This window comes from Asaia sp. Ae19-3 (genome assembly GCF_059801175.1).
Map to the genome: position 1 here is coordinate 817,820 of NZ_JBCHWF010000001.1, position 18,689 is coordinate 836,508.

Genomic DNA, 18,689 nt, shown 5'->3' on the forward strand with positions numbered 1-18,689 from the left:
CCGTTTCGCTTCGTGATCGAATTACGGGCCGTAAATATCGACATAATCTGTTATGCAGTATTATGGTTTTATTAAATCGTTACCGAAATAAAAGAGTCATATTGCGGTCATTGTTCTGTCTTTTACCGCTCTCACGAACCGCGGCGGATTGTGTGACGCAATTGCCCGGATGATCTATGGACGAGACCGTCTTCTCACTACGGAAATAGCGCTTGCGAGCTCCATCAGAATGATACCGGCGAGATAGGCCGCCATATCGTACCAAGAGAAGACATGTCCGAGCAGAAAGCCACCAGCGGCGGTTCTTCTCAGGGTATCCAAAGGTGCGATATGGACCAGTTTGAGTGTCTCACTCGCAAAACAGCCGAAAATGGCGAGCGTCAGTCGCGACAACCGTCTGTCGCCCCCCACGACGAAGGCGGCGAGGCACCAGAAAAGCGCGCCCCATAATAGCGAGCCGCTCCATTTTCTTGCAAATGGGTCAAGCCCCAGAGGAGCAAGGCGGCAGACAAGACCCGCCGCGATAATCATGCCCGTCGTCAGGATGAGACGCGTTCGGCCCAATTGGTTGTGTCGGCGGCGTTTCATGCTCTGTCAGTGGTTGCCCTGTCGGGGCGGAGGAGCAGGGTAACGGTAATGAAAGCCACATAGAGAAGCAGGTACCATGAAACCAGTTTCTGCGGATGCACCACCCAGGTGAAGTGCCGATGGGCATAAAGCCAGGTGCCGGTAAAAGTGCCGATATTCTCTGCAACCCAGAGGGCGATGCTTGAGAAGAAGGCTGCCAGTGGCAGTCTCATGCGCCAGAAATGCGTGCCCACGATACGATAACGTATCCAGCAGCGGCCATAGAGAACAAGCGTGGCCAGAACCAGCCCCCAGCGCAGATCGGGCAGGAAATGATGCGTGAAGAAATTGGCGTAGATGGCGAGCGCCAGTGTCAGGGAAAGAGCAAAGCGCGGATAGGGCACGAAGCTCATGTCGAAGACCCTGATGACGCGCGCCATGTAACTGCCGACCGAGGCGTACATGAAGCCGGAAAACAGCGGGACATGCATGAGCTTGAAAAAACCGGGCTCGGGATAGGCCCATGACCCCGCAGACACCTTGAACCACTCCATGGCGGTGCCGGTCAGATGAAAGACCAGGATGATCATGGCCTCCTGTCGCGTCTCGAGACCGCACAGCAGAAACAGGGCCTGTGTCACCAGAGCGAAGATGAACAGCGCATCATAGCGATGTATCGGCCAGTCCGGCGACCAGAGATAATGCGAGGCGAGAATGGCCCCCAGAAGGAGCCCGCCGAAGAGACAGGCCCATCCCTGTTTGAGCACGAAGAGCACAAACATGCCCCAGAACCCGTGCAGATAGCGCCTGACCCAGCGCCCCAGCCTGTCTTCCAGGCTGGTTTGGGTCGAGTGCGTTTCGGTGGCGGGCATGAGAGTGGATCCTTGCTTTTTGATCCGCTCCTGCCGCAGCCCGTGCCCCTATACAAGGGCACGTAACGTTACTGTGACAGATCAGCGCGACAGAGCGAAGCTCAGACCGCCCATAACCGTGAGTCCCTGGTTCGGGATGGTCGAGATGGCGCTGGTGTAGTAGCGGCGATTGGTCACGTTATCCGCATTGACGAACATCTGGATCTGTTTGGTGAGCTGGTAGGACCCGAACAGATCGAACACCACATAACCCCCCTGCTTGGGGTATAGCGCTGTTGCGCTCGATGGGCGTCCGAGCGTCTGGGTGGCTGCACGGATGCGGCCGCCGATGGAAAGCTTGTTGTCGAGCAGATGCACACCGACCGTGCCCGCCAGAACCGAGCGCGGTGGCGTGGTCAGGAGCGCGCCAAACCCGGTGTAATCGGCATAGGGCAGCTTGGTCGTGGTGTTGGTGTAGGACAGGGTCGCGAAGACGAAGCGGTTGTCGTATTTCGCCTGGCCTTCAAAACCATGGGTTAAGGTATTGCCAGCCATATTCTGGTAGAAATAGCCGTATGTCGGAATATAGGACCCTGCGGCCGGGCGACCGATCACGCGGGTCTGGGCGATGTAATTCTTGATGCGTGTATCGAAATAGTCGCCGTCGAATTCGACCTTGTCTCCATCCATCAGCACGTCACGATAATGCAGCTTGGCGCCGAGTTCCCAGCCATAGGTCTGCTCAGGGGCGAGATTCGGGTTGGGGATGAAATTCAGGAAGCTGAGCCCGGGATGTGAGCTGGCCATGAACAGCTCGGTCATGGCAGGCGGGCGGAAACCAAGGCCGTAGCTGCCATAGAGCTGAAGCCCGTGTACCGGTGTGACGGCCAGGGTCACTTTCGGATTAACCGCATCCGAACCGCTCGATCTGTGGAAGGCACCGGCTGCGACGGAGGTGAAGCCCGAGGCGAGATTCACGCCGCTGCCCGATGCGTGATAGCTGTCATAGCGCAGGGCACCGGTCAGCTGGACGATCTTCCAGTTAAGTGCGAGCTGCGTGAAGGCGCTGCCGACGCCACGTCCGCCCGAAGGGGTCGATCCGGCATAGCCTGTCTGGTCCTTAGTATCGACCTTGTCGTGATAATACTCGCCACCGTAATTCAGTGAGGCAAGAACCGGACCAAGACCGAACTGCGACGTGTTATCGGCCTCGAAGCCGAGTGTCGTCAGATTGTATTTGGTCATGTTGGCCGCAGCGATGGTGAGCGCGCGATAGGAGGGCATCGCGTTATCCTGCCCCGTGGAAACGACATAGCCCTTGACGTGCAGGGCAACGAGCTTGTTGTCGTGCGGGGTAAAACGATATTCGATATTACCCTGGTTGTTCTGGATCTTGTTGGCGCCTGCAATGCCCTCGGTGCCCTGACCGAACTGGTTATGATAGATCACCGTGCCGAGCGTCAGGCTCTGATCCATGCCGGGCTTGATATCGATCTTGAACAGACCCGACTGCATGCGCTGATAGGTGTCAGGAATGCGGGTGCCTGCACCATCTTCGTAATTGCCGGAGCTGCGCATGCTGAAGGCGGCGGCAATACCGAGCCAGGGGCGTACACGCACGCCGGCGCCGACCATGCCCGACCCGTCATAATTGTTTGAGCCGCCGAGCGCGCGCGCCATCACACCATAGCGCTTGCCTGAGTCGACGATGTCGTCCACGCCGAGCGTATGCATGTTCACCACACCGGCGATGGCGCCTGCACCATCAGCCGTCGCAACGGTGCCGCGTGACACATCGAGCCCAGCCAGCAGGGCGGGATCGACATAGACGCTGCCATTGGCGCCATGGCTGCTTGTCTGGAAATCCTGCCTTGCGCCATCGACCATCACGTTCACGCGGCCAAAATCCTGCATGCCACGGATGGAGATGGCGAGGGACGGAGAGCCGTCATTCTCGAAATACACGCCAGGCAGCCCGGTCAGGACCATATAGGGCTCGGTCGGATTGACGCGCAGCATGTCCCTGCGGGTCAGTGTGGCGCTTGCCTGGGGCACGACCAGATCGTTGTCGCCATGCACCTTGACGCTGGGTAGCGCGATATCACCCGATGATGACCTGCCTGTGCTTGTCGCCTGTTTCCGTACCGCCCCGGCAGGTTTTGTCGTGCCTGTCGTGCTGCTGCTGGAGGCGCTGCGTTGTCCTGCCTTGGTCTGGTCCTGGATGCCTGTGTCACGATCCTGAGCCTGCGCAGGCCCGGTAAGGAGGGTGATCATGGCAAGCGCGGAAGACAGGGAAAGCACCTGGCGGGTTGAGATCATCAGTTCGGCCCTACGAAACGTTAATGGAACGGTGCGAGTGCTTATTGAGAATGACTCTCACTTGCAAGGTGTAAAAACTTCCTTTAAAGCTCCGCCGCGTCAGGTGAGGGAAAGAGGCAACAGCCTGCGACCCATGACAGCAGGGATGAGGGAGGGCTCATGAGCATCAGATTGTTCAGTCGGCGTCAGTTCGGGCTTTCCGCCCTTGCAACCGGCGTGACGAGCGCAGCCGCGCGTTCGGCCCGGGCGGGGGAAAAACGCAGTGTCCAGATCGAGGATTGCCGCGGCAGGCGGGTCACGCTGGGGTCGATGCAGCGCATTGTCTCGATTGGCGGCACGATTACCGAGACGCTCTATGCCCTTGGTGCCGCAGATCGCATTATCGGGGTCGACATCACCTCGACCTATCCTGTGTCTGCCCTGCGCGAGAAGAAATCGGTCGGCTATATGCGCCAGCTTTCTTCCGAAGGTATTCTGTCGCTCAAGCCCGACCTTGTTCTCGCGATGAATGACTCGGGACCAGCGAATGCGATCGATCAGGTGATGGAATCTTCCACCCCGATCGTGATGGTCGATGCAACGCCATCGCTCGACGGTGTGCGCAACCGCATGCTCACACTCTCCCGCATTATCGGGGAAGAGGAAAAGGGCGCGGCAATGGTCGTGCGCTTTGACAACCAGCTGCGCACACTCAGGGCTTGGACAGAACTCCACCCCAAAAAGGCGCGTGTCCTGTTCGTCATGCGTGTGGTGAACGGGCGTCCGATGGCGGCAGGCACGGGTACCGCCGCCGATGCCATCATTGCCCTTGCCGGCGCCACAAATGCCGGTGCGGACATGAAGGGCTACAAGGCGCTCGAGCGCGAGGCTCTGATTGCCCTCAAGCCGGATGTGATCCTGATGATGAGCCAGGGTGGGCAGGCCATGCGCGATGCGCTTCTCGCCGATGAGGCTGTCATGCTGACTCCAGCCGGGCAGAAGAAAGCCATCATCGATATGGAAGGCGAAAAGCTGCTTGGCTTTGGCCCACGTACGGCAGAAGCTGCGCTCGAACTTGCGCAGCAGATCGTGAGCCATACCCAGCCTGCATGAGCGTCTCGCGTCTCCCCATAGTGCCCGCCTTTACGCTTCTCTCGCTGGCGCTGGTTGCCAGCGTATTGCTCTCTCTGGCGTCTGGCGCGACCGGCTTTGGTATCCATCCCGGCGGTGTCGATAATCCTGCTGTCTCGAGGTTGATCGTGCTCGGCATCAGGCTGCCACGCATCGTGCTGGCTGTGCTGGTCGGGGCGGGGCTCGGGGCCGCAGGGGCGGTGATGCAGGGGTTGTTTCGCAATCCACTGGCTGACCCCGGGTTGATCGGTGTCTCTTCCGGCGCCGCACTCGGTGCGACCGTCATGATCGTCGAGGGGGTAATCTGGTTCGGTCCAGGGGTCATGGCGCGCTGGGGCATACCGGCGGGCGGAATGCTCGGTGCCTGTGTCATGACCGGCATTCTCCAGCGGTTTTCAACACGCCAGGGCAGGGTGTCGACGTCGCGCCTCGTTCTTGCAGGGGTCGCGCTGGGTGCGCTTGCCTCTGCCGCTACGGGGATTCTTCTCTATCGCGCCAATGATGCCGCCCTGCGCGATCTGACCTTCTGGACGATGGGTAGTCTGGCCGGGGTGCGCTGGCAGGAAATCGAAATTCTGGCACCGTTTACGCTCTCTTCCCTCGTGTTGCTGATGGCGCTCGCGCGGCCACTCAATCTGCTGCTTCTGGGGGAAGAGAATGCCGCCCTCATGGGGTGTCGCGTGGGGCGGGTCAAATTTCTCTGCCTTGTCGCCGTTACGCTTTCTGTCGGTCCTGCCGTCGCTTTTTCTGGGGTGATCGGGTTTGTCGGTGTCATCGTGCCGCATCTGGTCAGGCTGGCCAGCGGGCCGGATCATCGCTTTCTCATCCCCGGCAGCGCCTTGCTGGGGGCTCTGCTTCTGGTGCTTTCTGACACGCTGGCCCGTCTGATTGCCATCCCGTCTGACGTGCCTGTCGGGATCATCACGGCAGGTCTGGGGGCACCGATATTCATCTGGCTTCTGATGCGTCGCGGCGATCAGGATATTCCGGCATGACACTCATGCTGAGAGACATCACCGTCAGGCGTCAGGGCAGGGCCTTGCTCGATCAGGTCGCCATGACTGTCGCGCCGGGCGAGTTTGTTGCCGTGATTGGCCCGAATGGCGCAGGCAAGAGCACTCTCATGCGTGTGGCAGCGGGGCTGCTCGCCCCCTGCGAGGGGTATGTCGAGATCGACGGGCGCGGCATTGGCACCTGTTCGCCCCGTGAACTTGCTGCACAAAGGGCCATGCTCACGCAGGACCAGAGCCTTGAGGCCCGCTTCTCGGTAGGAGAGCTTGCCCGGTTCGGCGTGGCGGAGAGGCACGGGGCTGGGGCCCGGGAGAGGCTGAACCTGCTGGTCGACCAGACGCTGGGCGAGGTTGGTCTTGCCTCTTTCGCTGAGCGCGATGTCACGACGCTTTCTGGAGGAGAACGCCAGCGTGCGCATCTGGCGCGCGTTCTGGTTCAGCTGCGCTGGCGCAGCGAAAAGGGATACCTGCTGCTGGACGAGCCTGTCTCGGCGCAGGATATCGCCCGTCAGAGACTCATCCTGTCTCTGGCACGGGCGCATAGTGGCAAGGGTGGGGCGTGTCTGGCCATATTGCACGACCTGAACTGGGCGGCTGCCTTTGCCGATCGTATCGTGGTTCTGGATCAGGGGCGAGTCTATGCATCCGGCCCCGCCGACAGGGTCATTACATCCAGAATGCTCTCGGACGTATTCGGTCTTTCTGATACGGTTCTGGGGCATCACGGTGAGACTGGGCGGCCATTTCTGCTGCCGCATGATCTCATTCTGCCCGGTTCATCATGAAGTCAAAAAGGTATCGTCGATGTATATCGCAATGAACAGGTTTCAGGTTCTTCCCGAGAGCGAAGACGCGTTTCGCCAGCGCTGGCTCGACCGTGAAGTGCTGCTGACAACCGTACCCGGTTTCAAATCCTTCGCGCTGCTGCGCGGGCCAGTCAAGGATGACCATATTCTCTGGTCGTCGCACACGGTCTGGGAATCTCAGGAAGCCTTCAAGGCCTGGACCCAGTCTGAGCAGTTCCGCAAGGCTCATGCCGGCGCCGGTGGCAATAAGCCCCTGACTCTTGGCCCGCCGGTCTTTGAAGGCTTTGAGGTGGTTCAGCAGATCGATAACTGATCTTGTTACCCGATGCACCCGGCCGCGCATGGCCGGGTGTTTTCAGCTCAGCTAAGTGCCTTGAGAATCATCTCGAAGGCCCGGCTGACTGTTGCGAGACGCACCGCCTCGCGATCTCCCGCGAAGTGAGCCGTTTCACGCTGGGGTGTCTTTGCGCCTTGCATGACACACAGGCAGACAGTGCCAACCGGTTTGGCTTCTGTTCCACCACCCGGCCCGGCAATGCCTGTCACCGCAACCGCTATCGTCGCATCCTGGGCGCAATCCAGCGCGCCCATCGCCATCTCGACCGCTACGGCCTCGCTGACAGCCCCATGCGATGCCAGGGTCGTTTCGGCCACGTCGAGCACCGACATCTTCATGGCGTTGGAATAGGTTACGAGGCCTCCCTCGACCGCGTCTGACGATCCGACAAGGGCTGTCAGGGTTGCTGCGATCAGTCCCCCCGTGCAGCTTTCAGCAGTGACGAGACGGTCGCCCCGGCTGCGCAAGGCCTGCAGCACCTCACTGGCCTGATCGCTAAGAGAGCGGGGAACTGCCGGGACATCAGCCATGGGAGTTTTTCTCCAGAACCCGATAGAGCGCCATGTTCTCTTCCACACGCTGGATGTAGGAGCGTGTCTCTTCGTAAGGAATGCCCTCGATCCAGTCGATCATGCCTGCCTGGGTCAAGGGCTGCGGGAGAGGCTGACTGGCCAGCCAGAGATCGGTGCGGTGAGGCCCGGCATTATAGGCCGAGAGAACCAGCGGGACGACATTATTGAAACGCGTCATGAGCTGCGACAGATAGGTGCGCCCCAGAACAAGATTGGTGGCGGGGTCGCGCAATCCACTGGCGCTGGTATCGATGCCGCTCAGGCCAGCGCGACGGGCAACATCCTGCGCTGTGCCGGTTTGCAGCTGCATCAGGCCGATAGCACGCGCAGGACTGCTGACATGCGCGTCAAAACTGCTCTCCTGACGGGCGACACCCAGTGCCAGACCATGGGGCAGGGAGTCTCCCTCCGCCTGGGCGGCATCGAGAACCGGCCAGCCTTCCGGATAGAGCGCTGAACCCAGCCTGCCTGTGCGGCGGGCAGCAAAGACAGCGGGCTCCAGTGACCCGATAGACAGCGCAAACCGGGCCAGAGCGGCCTGGCCCGGGGCGTCCTGCACCGCGCTATAGCCGAGCATCAGGAACTCACGGGCATGATCGTCATCGCCACGTTCATGAAGCAGCCGCGCTGCCTCGATCAGATCCGCGCGTGAGATGCCGCCGCTCTGCAGGGCGGGAAGACGGCTGAGCGCCGTGGCGAGGCCGGCCACATCGCTGCCACCCGGAATCAGCGTATCATCATGACCGCCCAGAGTAGCCAACGCCAGCTGACCATAATAGGTCGTCGGCATGGTGGCCGCCTGACGATAGGCCGCGCTGGCCTGGCTGCTAATGCCTTCTTCAGCGAAGCTGCGCCCGAGCCAGTAATAACCGCGGCTCTTCGTGATCAGGCTGGTCTGTCGCGACAGCTCAGCAAAGGCGGGTCTCGCCAGGGCCGGGTTCTTCTGAAAGCGCAGGTCAATCCAGCCGCGCAGGAAGGAGGCCTCGAGCCGCGAGGTGGAGCCTGTCGAAAGCGTTGTATCATCGGCCAGGGCCCGCGCCTGGGGCACCGAGCCCTGGGTCAGGAAGGAGCGGGCGAGAGCCAGTCGTTCATTGGTCCACTCGGATGACGGCGCGCGCTTCTGCCCTGCAAAGCCTTCTTCCTGCCAGAGCGCATAGGCTGAATCGAGATCAGGGGCGCGGCGCAGCTGCCTCAGACGCGCGATCATGATCTGGGGTTCGGCACGCTGTGAAGCGGGAAGGGCGGCAAATTGCGAGGCGGCGTCGGCTGCGTTGGATTGCAGGGCGATCAGGGCGCGAGCACCCGCCTGACGTTGTGGCGCCAGAAGGGAGACCTGCCGCCCGGCTGCGGTGAATTGTCGCGTGCGGATCTGGCGCTGGAAACGGGCCCAGTGATCATCGGGTGTGAGTGACGCACTGTATTCTGCAAGGATAAGGCTCGAATCAGTCTCGCGGTCGGCCCCGTTGCGCCAAATTCGTCGGGCCTGGCTGGCAGCATCGGGCAGGAGCGTCGCACAGCGCATGAAAGCCTGTACGGCTGTCAGGGGTTCACGCGGGCAAAGCTGCGGGAGTTCTGCATCGCTTGCACGGGTGGCCAGTGCCTGTTGATAGCGGGCCATCATGACAGCGCGCTCGGGCCAGCTTGGCGTCTGATCCAGAAAATCGGCATAGGCGCTGGCGCTGGGCGGCGTCGTGGCCTGAACGAGCGCGAGCCACTGATCGAGACGGGTCGCGACATCCGTGCTCGCAGCACCGGAGGGGGAGGCAAGGCTCTCGGGGGCCGAATCATTTTGTCCGAGGGCCTCAGAGGCGGCGGAGGGCGTCTCCTGCTCCTGGGCGTGAGAGCTGCATCCTGTCAGAAGAATGAGCGATCCGGTCAGGAGAAATGCCTTAACCCGCGACATGATGCGCAACCTCCATGCTGCCTTTATAGATCAGCTCGCACGCGACGAAGGCGACGATGGCGAGGCCGAGCCAGGCGATCCAGCGGTAGCGGTTCAGCAGATTGGCTACCAGCGTCGCCGCAGCTCCCATCAGCACGACAGAGAAGGCGAGGCCAGTCACAAGCACGTAAGGGTGTCCCATGGCGGCACCAGCCACGGCCAGTACGTTATCAAGGCTCATCGAGAGATCGGCGACGATGATTCTGAAAATCGCCTTGGACAATGACCCGCTTTTGGCCTCTCCCGACATTTCCTCGGGATGACGCAACTCCTGGTACATTTTCCAGCAGACCCAGAGCAGAAGCAGGCCGCCTGCCAGGGTGAGGCCGAGTACGGACAAGAGGCGTGAGGCGACAAGCGCGAGTGCGATGCGCATGAGAGCCGCCGCAGCGACACCGACCAGAATGGCCTTGCGCCTTTGTTGCGCTGGCAGGCCCCGTACGACCATGCCGATAACAACGGCGTTATCTCCCGCGAGGGTGATGTCGATCAGAACGACCTGTGCAAGCGCAATAAGGGCGTGCCAGGTAAGATCAGGCGCCACATCAACCTCCAGAATTTCTCAATCCGAACAATGCTAGAGAAAGCGCCGATCGAGCGCAATTCGCTCCGTGCGTTGGCGCGGCCCGATCAAAGAGTGTTCCCCGGCGGCATCTTGAGGTAAGAGGGGGCCTCTTTTCGACCCGTCCTTGCGTGTTGCGTCGATCCTATCAAGGAGTTTGCCCGACCATGGTGCCTCGTTACAGCCGCCCCGAAATGACCGCTATCTGGTCGCCCATCAATCGCTACCGCATCTGGTTCGAGATCGAAGCTCTGGCCTGTGAAGCCATGGCAGAACTGGGTGACATGCCGAAAGAGGCCGCCAAGGTCATTCGTGAGCGCGGCGATGCCGCCATGGCTGCCTTCTCCGAGGCAGATGTCGCGCGTATCGACGAGATCGAAGCCGTTACCCGACATGATGTGATTGCCTTCCTGACCTGGCTTGCCGAGAAAATCGGGCCGGAGAGCCGTTTTGTGCATCTGGGCATGACCTCGTCCGACGTGCTTGACACCTGCTTTTCGGTGCAGCTCGTTCAGGCGACCGACCTCCTTCTGCAGGATCTCGACGCAGTACTCGCCGCTCTCAAGAAGCAGGCATTCGCTCACAAGGATACGGTCACGATCGGCCGCTCGCATGCCATCCATGCGGAACCTACCAGCTTTGGCCTGAAGATTGCGGGTCACTATGCCGAATTTGCCCGTAATCGTGAGCGCCTTCTGGCAGCCCGCAAGGAAATTGCCATCTGTGCCATCTCGGGCGCTGTCGGCACCTATGCTCATATCGACCCGCGCGTCGAAGATTTCGTCGCCGACCGTCTCGGCCTCGTTGCTGAAGACGTCTCGACCCAGGTGATCCCGCGTGATCGCCATGCCGCGTTTTTCTGCGCGCTCGGCGTGATTGCCAGTGGCATCGAGCGTCTGGCCGTTGAAGTGCGCCATCTGCAGCGTTCAGAAGTGCGCGAGGCGGAAGAGTTCTTCCATCCCGGCCAGAAGGGCAGCTCGGCCATGCCCCACAAGCGCAACCCGGTGCTCTCAGAAAATCTGACGGGTCTTGCCCGTCTGATCCGCTCGCACGTGGTGCCTGCGCTTGAAAACGTGGCCCTGTGGCATGAGCGCGATATCAGCCACTCGGCTGTCGAGCGCAATATCGGCCCCGATGCGACAATCGGTCTCGATTTTGCCCTGATGCGTCTGGCCGGGATGATGGACAAGCTCGTGGTCTATCCGGATCGCATGATGGCCAATCTCGAATCGCTCGGCGGTGTCGTGCATTCAGGCGAAGTGCTGCTGGCTCTGGCTCGCTCGGGTATTTCGCGTGAGGATGCCTATCGTATCGTCCAGCACAACGCGATGGAGACCTGGACCAAGCTTGGCCAGCCTGACGGGCGCAGCTTCCGCGAGAATCTCGACCGCGATCCGGAAGTTGCCGGTCGCGTCGATGCGAAGATCCTTGATGAAGCAATGGACAGCACACGACATCTTGTTGCCGTAGACCGCATTTTCAACAAGATTTTTGGTTAAGATCACATATTGGGTGTTGACCTTGTCGCATTGTCGTGTGGAAGTAACCTTGCTGTAATCTAAGATGCAAATCTGACGATCTCCAAAACCAAGGCTTCGAAATGGCTTCCACACCACGTCCTCGAGGGCACGCCCTTACGAATTTCATTGCCGTGATCGCCGCTACCGGCGGTCTTCTGTTCGGCTATGACACTGGCATCATCTCCGCCGCACTGCTGCAGCTCACGCCGCAGTTCCAGCTCACGACGGAGAGTGCCGAGATCGTCACCTCGGCGGTTATTCTCGGTGCGCTGATCGGCTGTATCTCGGCCGCCCCTCTCTCTGACAAGCTGGGTCGTCGCCGCACGATCATTGCTGCCGCGACGCTGTTCCTCATCGGAACGGTGATCGTCACTTTCGCGCATTCGGTCTTTGTCCTGACCTTTGCGCGCCTCATTCTTGGTCTTGCCATCGGTGCATCGTCCCAGATCGTGCCGATCTATATTGCCGAGATCGCACCTCCGGAGCGCCGTGGTTCGCTCGTGGTGGCCTTCCAGTTTGCCATTGCCTTCGGTCAGCTGATTTCCTTTGTTACCGGTTATCTGCTTCAGGATTACTCCTGGCGCCTGATGTTCGGCCTTGGTGTCATTCCTGCTGTCATTCTGTTTGTCGGCATGCTCTTCCTGCCCAATAGCCCGCGCTGGCTGGCCATGCAGGGCGAATTCGAGCGGGCGCGTGAAGTGCTGCGCAGCGTGCGTAAAAGCGATGCGGAAGCCGATCAGGAGCTGCAGGACATCCAGGACCAGCATGACGAGAAGGCGCCGCTTTCCGAAGTGTTCAAGCCCTGGGTGCGTCCGGCCACCATCGCGGCTGTCGGTATCGCACTGCTCTGCCAGCTCACGGGCATCAACGCGGTCATGTATTATGCACCGACCATTTTCGCCGATGCCGGGTTTGGCCAGTCCTCTGCGCTTCTGACCTCTGTGGCCGTGGGTGTTTCCATGGTCGGTACGGTCGCTTTCGGTGGCTGGGCAGTTGATGCCTGGGGGCGTCGTACCCTCATGCTGCGCATGATTCCCGGTGCGGTCGTATCGCTCGTGCTGCTTGGCTTCATGTTCTTCACGGGCCAGACCCATGGCTGGGGTGCATTCGTCACCGCCGCCGCTGTCGTGGGCTACGTGGTCTTCAACGTCGGCAGCCTTTCTGTCGCAATCTGGCTGGTGGGTGCCGAAGTATTCCCGCTTTCCTGCCGTGGCACGGGTATGAGCCTTGTTGCTGCCAGCCACTGGGGCGCCGATCTCATCATCTCGCTCACCACGCTCAGCATGGTGAAGGCACTTGGTGCCGGTGGGACGTTCTGGCTGTTCGCTGCCGTGAATGCGCTCTCTTTCTTCTTCGTCCTGCGCTATGTGCCCGAGACCCGTGGCCGTTCGCTGGAACAGCTTGAAGCATCGCTGCGTGACGGAACATTTGCTCCGATAGCACGTGAAAAAGCGGCTGCAGCCAAGTAATGGTCCTGCCCCCGCCAAAGGGGGCAGAACGGCGCGATCATGGGTATGAACGGCGGGGCTGCGCTGCTATATGCGTGGCAACGCCGTTTTACCTTTTTTGAAAGATCGTCATGGCACGCCGTCGTCAGCTTTATGAAGGAAAAGCCAAGATCCTTTTCGAGGGACCCGAACCGGGAACACTCGTTCAGTATTTCAAGGACGATGCTTCCGCCGGAAATGGCGTGAAGAAGGGCATCATCACTGGCAAGGGCGTGCTGAACAATCGCATCAGCGAACACCTCATGCTTCGCCTGCATGAAATCGGCATCCCGACCCATTTCGTTCGTCGCCTCAACATGCGCGAACAGCTGATCCGCGAAGTCGAGATCATCCCCCTCGAAGTGGTTGTGCGCAACGTCGCCGCTGGCTCGATAGCCAAGCGTCTTGGTCTTGCCGAGGGCACACGTCTGCCGCGCTCGATCCTCGAATATTACTACAAGAACGATGCGCTCAACGACCCGATGGTGTCGGAAGAGCACGTTACGGCTTTTGGTTGGGCGAATGCGCAGGATCTCGACGAGATCAACGCCTATGCGCTGCGTACCAATGATTTCCTCACGGGCATGTTCCAGGGCATCGGCATCCAGCTTGTCGATTTCAAGCTCGAATTTGGTCGCCTGTGGGAAAACGACGAGATGCGCATCGTTCTTGCCGACGAAATTTCACCCGATAACTGCCGCCTGTGGGACACCAAGACGAGCGAGAAGCTCGACAAGGACCGGTTCCGCAGGGATATGGGCCGTGTCGAGGAAGCTTATCAGGAAGTGGCTCGCCGCCTGGGCATCCTGCCCGAAGCAGGGAATGGCGATCTTAAAGGACCGGAGGTTATGCAATGAAAATTCGCGTCAATGTCATGCTGAAGGAAGGCGTGCTCGACCCCCAGGGCAAAGCCATCGGTCATGCGCTCGAAGTACTCGGCTTCGCCAATGTCGGTGAAGTGCGCGTCGGCAAGACCATGGAGTTGGAAATCGCGACTGAAGACCGCTCTGCAGCGCTGGAACAGGGCGAAGCCATGGCTCGCGAATTGCTGGCCAATCTGGTGATCGAGGATTTTGCAGTCGAGGTCATTGGATGACGCCGAAAAAGGCTTTCCTGACGGCAATTGCGCTTGCATTGCCCATGGGCACCCTTGCCGGTGTGGCGCAGGCCGATGAGCATCGTCTCTCACCCATGCAGGCTGGTCGCTTCGGCCAGATCTGCTCCAAGCCCCAGGGCAAGGCCGTGTGCGATGCCTATATCGCTGGTATGGCCGATTCAGGCGCGCTTTCCGCGCTCAATGCCAAGAGCAATGGCGACGCCAGCACGGTTGCTGGTTTCTGCGTGCCTGATGCCGAGACCACCGATGCCATGCGCGGCAAGGTCATCTCCTGGCTCAAGGCGCATCAGGACGTTCTGAAATATCCGGTAGGGAAAGCCGTCTTTGCGGCGTTGCATGACTCCTATCCGTGTTCGGCTCAGGGAGGCAAACCATGAAAGCGGGTATTGTCGTCTTTCCGGGTACCAATCGCGAACGCGATATGGAGCAGGCGCTGCGTCTCGTCAGTGGCAAGGCACCGACCATGCTCTGGCACCGCGACACGTCTCTGCCTGACCTCGATCTGATCGTGCTTCCGGGCGGGTTCAGCTTCGGCGATTATCTGCGTTCTGGCGCCATGGGCGCCCATTCGCCGATCCTGCGCGAAGTGCGCGCCTTTGCCGAACGTGGCGGCTATGTGCTTGGCGTCTGCAATGGTTTCCAGATCCTGACTGAGGCGCAGCTTCTTCCGGGTGCGCTTCTGCGCAATGCCGGAATGCGTTTTCTGTCGCAGGACGGTTATCTTCGCGTCGAGAACAGCGATACGGCCTTTACGCGTGACTGGGCGAAGGGCGATGTCTTCCGTGCACCACTCGCCCACGGCGATGGCAATTATACGGCATCGGAAGCCGAGCTTGATCGCCTTGAAGGCGAAGATCGTGTGGCCTTCCGCTATGTCTGCGCCAAGGGTGGTCTCGATGCGACAAGCCGCATCAGCAACCCCAATGGCAGCCAGCGTTCGATTGCCGGTATTCTGAGCGCCAACAAGCGCGTCTGCGGTCTGATGCCGCACCCTGAAAACCTGGTTGATCCCGATCTCGGTGCGACAGATGGCGTGCCGCTGTTTTCGGGTCTGGTGAAGAGTCTCGTCGCATGAGCATGATCGTCAACGCTGAACTCGCCGCGCGCTTCGGTCTTTCCGCTGAGGAATACCAGAAGGTGCTCGACATCATGGGCCGCGTGCCGAGCCTGACCGAGCTGGGTATCTTCTCGGTCATGTGGTCCGAGCATTGCTCCTACAAATCGTCTCGCGTTCATCTCAAGACGCTGCCGACAAAGGCTCCCTGGGTCATTCATGGACCGGGTGAAAACGCTGGTGTCGTCGATATCGGAGACGGTCTTGCGGCCGTTTTCAAGATGGAAAGCCATAACCACCCGTCCTTCATCGAACCCTATCAGGGTGCGGCGACCGGCGTCGGCGGTATTCTGCGCGACGTGTTCACAATGGGGGCCCGTCCGGTCGCTAATCTGAACGCGCTTCGCTTTGGCGATCCAAGCCTGCCTGTCACGCAGCGCGTGATCGACGGCGTGGTGCGCGGCATTGGCGGTTACGGCAATTGCGTCGGCGTGCCGACGGTCGGTGGCGAGATCAATTTCCACCCGGCCTATAACGGCAATCCTCTGGTCAATGCCATGACCGTTGGCATCGCGTCGCAGGACAAGATCTTCCTGTCAGCAGCGGCTGGTATCGGCAACCCGGTTGTTTATGTCGGCTCCAAGACCGGTCGCGATGGCATTCATGGCGCCACCATGTCTTCGGCCGAATTCGATGAACATGCTGCCTCCAAGCGCCCGACGGTGCAGGTGGGTGACCCGTTCACCGAAAAGCTCCTGATCGAAGCCTGTCTTGAGCTGATGGCGACTGATGCGATCGTGGCCATTCAGGATATGGGCGCTGCCGGTCTGACCTCGTCGGCTGTCGAGATGGCTGGCAAGGGCGGTGTGGGCATCGAGCTCGATCTCGACCATGTGCCGCAGCGCGAAACCGGCATGACTGCCTATGAAATGATGCTGTCCGAGAGCCAGGAGCGTATGCTCATGGTGCTCAAGCCCGAACGTACCGATGTGGCCCGTGCCATTTTCGAGAAATGGGACCTTGATTTCGCGATCGTAGGTGTTCTTACGGATACGGCGCATATCACGGTCAAGCATCTGGGCAAGGTCGAGGCGGATATTCCTCTTGCACCTCTGGCTGATGAAGCACCGCTTTATCATCGTCCGATGACCCATGCCGAGCCTCCGGCACGTCTTGGCACAGTGGCCGATCCGGCTGGTGTCGAACACGCGCTGCTGACCCTGCTGGGCTGCCCTGATCTCGCCTCGCGCGCCTGGGTGTGGAATCAGTATGACAGTGGCGTCGGTGGCCAGACAGCTCGTCGTCCGGGTGCAGCAGATGCGGCGATCGTGCGTGTCGAGGGCACGAAGCGCGGTCTCGCCATGACGACGGATTGCACACCGCGCTATTGCCAGGCCGACCCGCGTGCGGGTGGGGCCCAGGCCGTGGCGGAAGCCTGGCGTAACATCACGGCAACTGGCGCCCTGCCTCTGGCCGTGACGGACAACCTGAATTTTGGCAACCCTGAAAAGCCGGAAATCATGGGTCAGTTCGCTGATGCTATCAAGGGCATGGGTGAGGCCTGCCGTGCGCTCGACTTCCCGGTCGTGAGCGGCAATGTCTCGCTCTACAACCAGACGAGCCATCCGAGCGGACTGAGCCAGCCGATCCTGCCGACCCCTGCGATCGGTGCGATCGGTGTCATCGAGGACGTGACCAAGGCTATCGGCCTGGGCATGCCCGATCACGCTGAACTCGTGCTGATTGGTGAAATTCGCGGTGAGCTTGGCCAGTCTCTCTGGCTGCGTGAAATCTGCCATCGTGAAGAGGGTGCGCCGCCCGTTGTCAACCTGCACGCCGAACGCCGCAATGGCGACTTTGTGCGTCGCATGATTGCAAAGGGCTGCGTCGAAGCCTGCCATGACATCGCCGATGGTGGTCTGCTCGTGGCAGTTGCCGAGATGGTCATGGCAAGTGGCGTCGGCTGTCATCTCGACAAGCCGCATTACGGCACAAGCCTTCATGCCTATTATTTCGGCGAGGATCAGGCCTGCTACGTGATTGCCACGAAGCATGCAGCTGCGCTGATCGACGAGGCTGAAAAGGCTCACGTGCCTGTTCGTCATCTCGGTCGCACGGGGGGCACTCATCTTGTTCTCAAGGACGGGATGTCGCTTTCCGCCGAGCGCATGCGTGAGGTGAATGCCGCCTTCTTCCCCAAACTGATGGAGCGCTGATCCATGCCCATGAATGCAGAAGAAATCGAGCGCACCATCAAGGCAGCTCTGCCTGATGCGGTAATCGAGATTCAGGATCTCGCAGGCGATGGCGATCATTATGCTGCGACCGTGGTCAGCGCTGCTTTCGCGGGGCTGCCGCGGGTGCGCCAGCACAAGCTGGTCTATGATGCGTTTGGCGGGCGTATGGGGACAGAGCTGCATGCTCTGGCCCTGAAAACACAAACCCCCTGACAATCGAGACTTGTTGGGTCTATAATCGCGTATTATCGACCCAACGCGGCTCTCGCGAACAGGAGTGAACCATGGCAGAAGCCATTTTCCAGCAGATCCAACAGCTTATCGACGCCAACCCTGTCATGCTTTTCATGAAGGGCGACAAGCTTTTCCCGCAATGCGGTTTCTCGGCTCGTGTCGTCCAGATCCTCGGCCATATGGGTGTGGATTTCGAAACGGCCAATGTGCTGGCAAGCGCGGAAATCCGCCAGGGAATCAAGGATTTCTCGCAGTGGCCGACAGTGCCCCAGCTTTACGTCAAGGGCGAGTTCATCGGTGGCTGTGACATCGTGACCGACATGTTCCAGAGCGGCGAACTGGAGTCTCTTTTCGAAGAGAAGAATATCGCCAAAAAAGTGGCCTGACCCTGCCTTGGTTATGCCATAAATTATGCGTTCTGCCACCGTTTTGACCCAAACTGTGGCAGTTATGCAACGCCAGAATTTCTCGTGAAAAATTTGCTTCTTCGCCTCTTGTTGCCCTCAGCGTCTCCTGCATAACCTGCTTGAAGTCATTCAGAGGGAAGTAAAAATGCGGCGTCTTTCGGTTTTTAAGCTTGTCACTTCAGTTGTCGTTGCCGGAGCCGCTTTTGCTTCTTCCGACGCCAAGGCAAGAGAGATCACCGACTGGGAAGCCTCCAAGCTTACCCTCGACGCACTGACCGCCACCCCGGTCTATCATCGCCCCGTTGTCAGCCATAGCCATCATGCTGCGGCCATTCATCAGGCTGCTGCGCACCACGCTGCCATGCCGTCGCGTCGTTCGCTGGTTCACACCGTCGTCTACCATGCAAAGGCTCCCGTAAGCGGTAAGGCGCATCATGCCCGCCGTCACGGCTGATCCGGCGTAGCCTGTCAGGAGTCCCTGTCGGGATATCCTTTCAAACACCCCCGCTTTTTCCTCTGCAGACTGAACGTTCTGATGCCTTTCGCAAAAGGCATCG

General features: G+C 60.0%; 20 protein-coding genes. 14 read left to right on the top strand and 6 right to left on the bottom strand.

Going from position 1 to position 18,689, the window contains the following annotated elements; genetic code table 11:
- Positions 1 to 174: 174 nt before the first annotated feature.
- The 3 genes from AAID99_RS03540 to AAID99_RS03550 form a co-directional block, all read right to left on the bottom strand.
- Positions 175 to 588 carry a ribosomal maturation YjgA family protein gene (locus tag AAID99_RS03540; protein WP_498493158.1) on the bottom strand — a complete coding sequence of 138 codons (414 nt, stop codon included), beginning with the start codon at positions 586 to 588 and terminating at the stop codon, positions 175 to 177.
- Entirely contained in the window at positions 585 to 1,439 is an 855-nt protein-coding gene (locus AAID99_RS03545) for a DUF817 domain-containing protein (protein WP_498493159.1), read from the bottom strand. The genes AAID99_RS03540 and AAID99_RS03545 overlap by 4 nt, the downstream gene beginning before the upstream one ends.
- 81 nt (positions 1,440 to 1,520) lie before the next feature.
- Complete coding sequence (locus tag AAID99_RS03550) at positions 1,521 to 3,737, bottom strand: TonB-dependent receptor domain-containing protein (RefSeq protein WP_498493160.1); 2,217 nt, start codon at positions 3,735 to 3,737, stop codon at positions 1,521 to 1,523.
- A gap of 159 nt (positions 3,738 to 3,896) precedes the next feature.
- On the opposite strand from AAID99_RS03550, the gene AAID99_RS03555 reads away from it, so the two are divergent.
- Genes AAID99_RS03555 through hmuQ form a run of 4 tightly spaced genes read left to right on the top strand, consistent with a single transcriptional unit; the run spans position 3,897 to position 6,976 of the window.
- Positions 3,897 to 4,829 carry a heme/hemin ABC transporter substrate-binding protein gene (locus AAID99_RS03555; RefSeq protein ID WP_498493161.1) on the top strand — a complete coding sequence of 311 codons (933 nt, stop codon included), beginning with the start codon at positions 3,897 to 3,899 and terminating at the stop codon, positions 4,827 to 4,829.
- Complete coding sequence (locus AAID99_RS03560; protein ID WP_188427279.1) at positions 4,826 to 5,842, top strand: FecCD family ABC transporter permease; 1,017 nt, start codon at positions 4,826 to 4,828, stop codon at positions 5,840 to 5,842. Before AAID99_RS03555 ends, AAID99_RS03560 begins: the two co-directional genes overlap by 4 nt.
- On the top strand, positions 5,839 to 6,642 hold the full coding sequence (locus AAID99_RS03565) for an ATP-binding cassette domain-containing protein (RefSeq protein ID WP_188427280.1): 804 nt from the start codon (positions 5,839 to 5,841) through the stop codon (positions 6,640 to 6,642). Before AAID99_RS03560 ends, AAID99_RS03565 begins: the two co-directional genes overlap by 4 nt.
- A 19-nt stretch (positions 6,643 to 6,661) precedes the next feature.
- Positions 6,662 to 6,976 (top strand): heme-degrading protein HmuQ, encoded by a 315-nt coding sequence (gene hmuQ / locus AAID99_RS03570; RefSeq protein ID WP_188427281.1) that lies wholly within the window; start codon positions 6,662 to 6,664, stop codon positions 6,974 to 6,976.
- Positions 6,977 to 7,023: 47 nt separating this feature from the next.
- Here the strand turns inward: hmuQ and AAID99_RS03575 are convergent, their stop codons facing one another.
- The 3 genes from AAID99_RS03575 to AAID99_RS03585 are packed head-to-tail and all read right to left on the bottom strand — an operon-like array spanning position 7,024 to position 10,058.
- A complete protein-coding gene (locus AAID99_RS03575) occupies positions 7,024 to 7,530 on the bottom strand; it encodes a CinA family protein (RefSeq protein WP_498493162.1) in 507 nt (168 codons plus the stop codon).
- Positions 7,523 to 9,475 (bottom strand): lytic transglycosylase domain-containing protein, encoded by a 1,953-nt coding sequence (locus tag AAID99_RS03580; RefSeq protein ID WP_188427283.1) that lies wholly within the window; start codon positions 9,473 to 9,475, stop codon positions 7,523 to 7,525. The genes AAID99_RS03575 and AAID99_RS03580 overlap by 8 nt, the downstream gene beginning before the upstream one ends.
- Positions 9,462 to 10,058: a TerC family protein gene (locus tag AAID99_RS03585; protein WP_188427284.1), complete on the bottom strand. Its 597-nt coding sequence runs from the start codon at positions 10,056 to 10,058 to the stop codon at positions 9,462 to 9,464. Before AAID99_RS03585 ends, AAID99_RS03580 begins: the two co-directional genes overlap by 14 nt.
- 185 nt (positions 10,059 to 10,243) lie before the next feature.
- On the opposite strand from AAID99_RS03585, the gene purB reads away from it, so the two are divergent.
- The 10 genes from purB to AAID99_RS03635 all read left to right on the top strand — a co-directional run bounded on the left by purB (position 10,244) and on the right by AAID99_RS03635 (position 18,586).
- Complete coding sequence (gene purB, locus AAID99_RS03590) at positions 10,244 to 11,575, top strand: adenylosuccinate lyase (RefSeq protein ID WP_188427285.1); 1,332 nt, start codon at positions 10,244 to 10,246, stop codon at positions 11,573 to 11,575.
- Between the two features lie 101 nt (positions 11,576 to 11,676).
- Positions 11,677 to 13,065, top strand: coding sequence for a sugar porter family MFS transporter (locus tag AAID99_RS03595; protein ID WP_188427286.1), 1,389 nt, complete (start codon positions 11,677 to 11,679; stop codon positions 13,063 to 13,065).
- A 110-nt stretch (positions 13,066 to 13,175) separates the two neighbouring features.
- Positions 13,176 to 13,940, top strand: coding sequence for a phosphoribosylaminoimidazolesuccinocarboxamide synthase (gene purC, locus AAID99_RS03600; RefSeq protein ID WP_025886165.1), 765 nt, complete (start codon positions 13,176 to 13,178; stop codon positions 13,938 to 13,940).
- The gene (gene purS / locus AAID99_RS03605) at positions 13,937 to 14,179 is read left to right on the top strand and encodes a phosphoribosylformylglycinamidine synthase subunit PurS (RefSeq protein WP_188427287.1); all 243 of its coding nucleotides are present in this window, start codon (positions 13,937 to 13,939) and stop codon (positions 14,177 to 14,179) included. The genes purC and purS overlap by 4 nt, the downstream gene beginning before the upstream one ends.
- On the top strand, positions 14,176 to 14,577 hold the full coding sequence (locus AAID99_RS03610; RefSeq protein WP_498493163.1) for a Rap1a/Tai family immunity protein: 402 nt from the start codon (positions 14,176 to 14,178) through the stop codon (positions 14,575 to 14,577). Before purS ends, AAID99_RS03610 begins: the two co-directional genes overlap by 4 nt.
- Positions 14,574 to 15,275, top strand: coding sequence for a phosphoribosylformylglycinamidine synthase subunit PurQ (purQ, locus tag AAID99_RS03615; RefSeq protein WP_188427289.1), 702 nt, complete (start codon positions 14,574 to 14,576; stop codon positions 15,273 to 15,275). Before AAID99_RS03610 ends, purQ begins: the two co-directional genes overlap by 4 nt.
- Positions 15,272 to 17,470, top strand: coding sequence for a phosphoribosylformylglycinamidine synthase subunit PurL (purL, locus tag AAID99_RS03620; RefSeq protein ID WP_498493164.1), 2,199 nt, complete (start codon positions 15,272 to 15,274; stop codon positions 17,468 to 17,470). Before purQ ends, purL begins: the two co-directional genes overlap by 4 nt.
- A gap of 3 nt (positions 17,471 to 17,473) precedes the next feature.
- Complete coding sequence (locus tag AAID99_RS03625; RefSeq protein ID WP_498493165.1) at positions 17,474 to 17,704, top strand: BolA family protein; 231 nt, start codon at positions 17,474 to 17,476, stop codon at positions 17,702 to 17,704.
- Positions 17,705 to 17,775: 71 nt separating this feature from the next.
- Positions 17,776 to 18,111 carry a Grx4 family monothiol glutaredoxin gene (gene grxD / locus AAID99_RS03630; RefSeq protein ID WP_267311831.1) on the top strand — a complete coding sequence of 112 codons (336 nt, stop codon included), beginning with the start codon at positions 17,776 to 17,778 and terminating at the stop codon, positions 18,109 to 18,111.
- A 166-nt stretch (positions 18,112 to 18,277) separates the two neighbouring features.
- Positions 18,278 to 18,586, top strand: a complete 309-nt coding sequence (locus AAID99_RS03635) for a hypothetical protein (protein WP_498493166.1) — start codon at positions 18,278 to 18,280, stop codon at positions 18,584 to 18,586.
- Positions 18,587 to 18,689 lie beyond the last annotated feature (103 nt).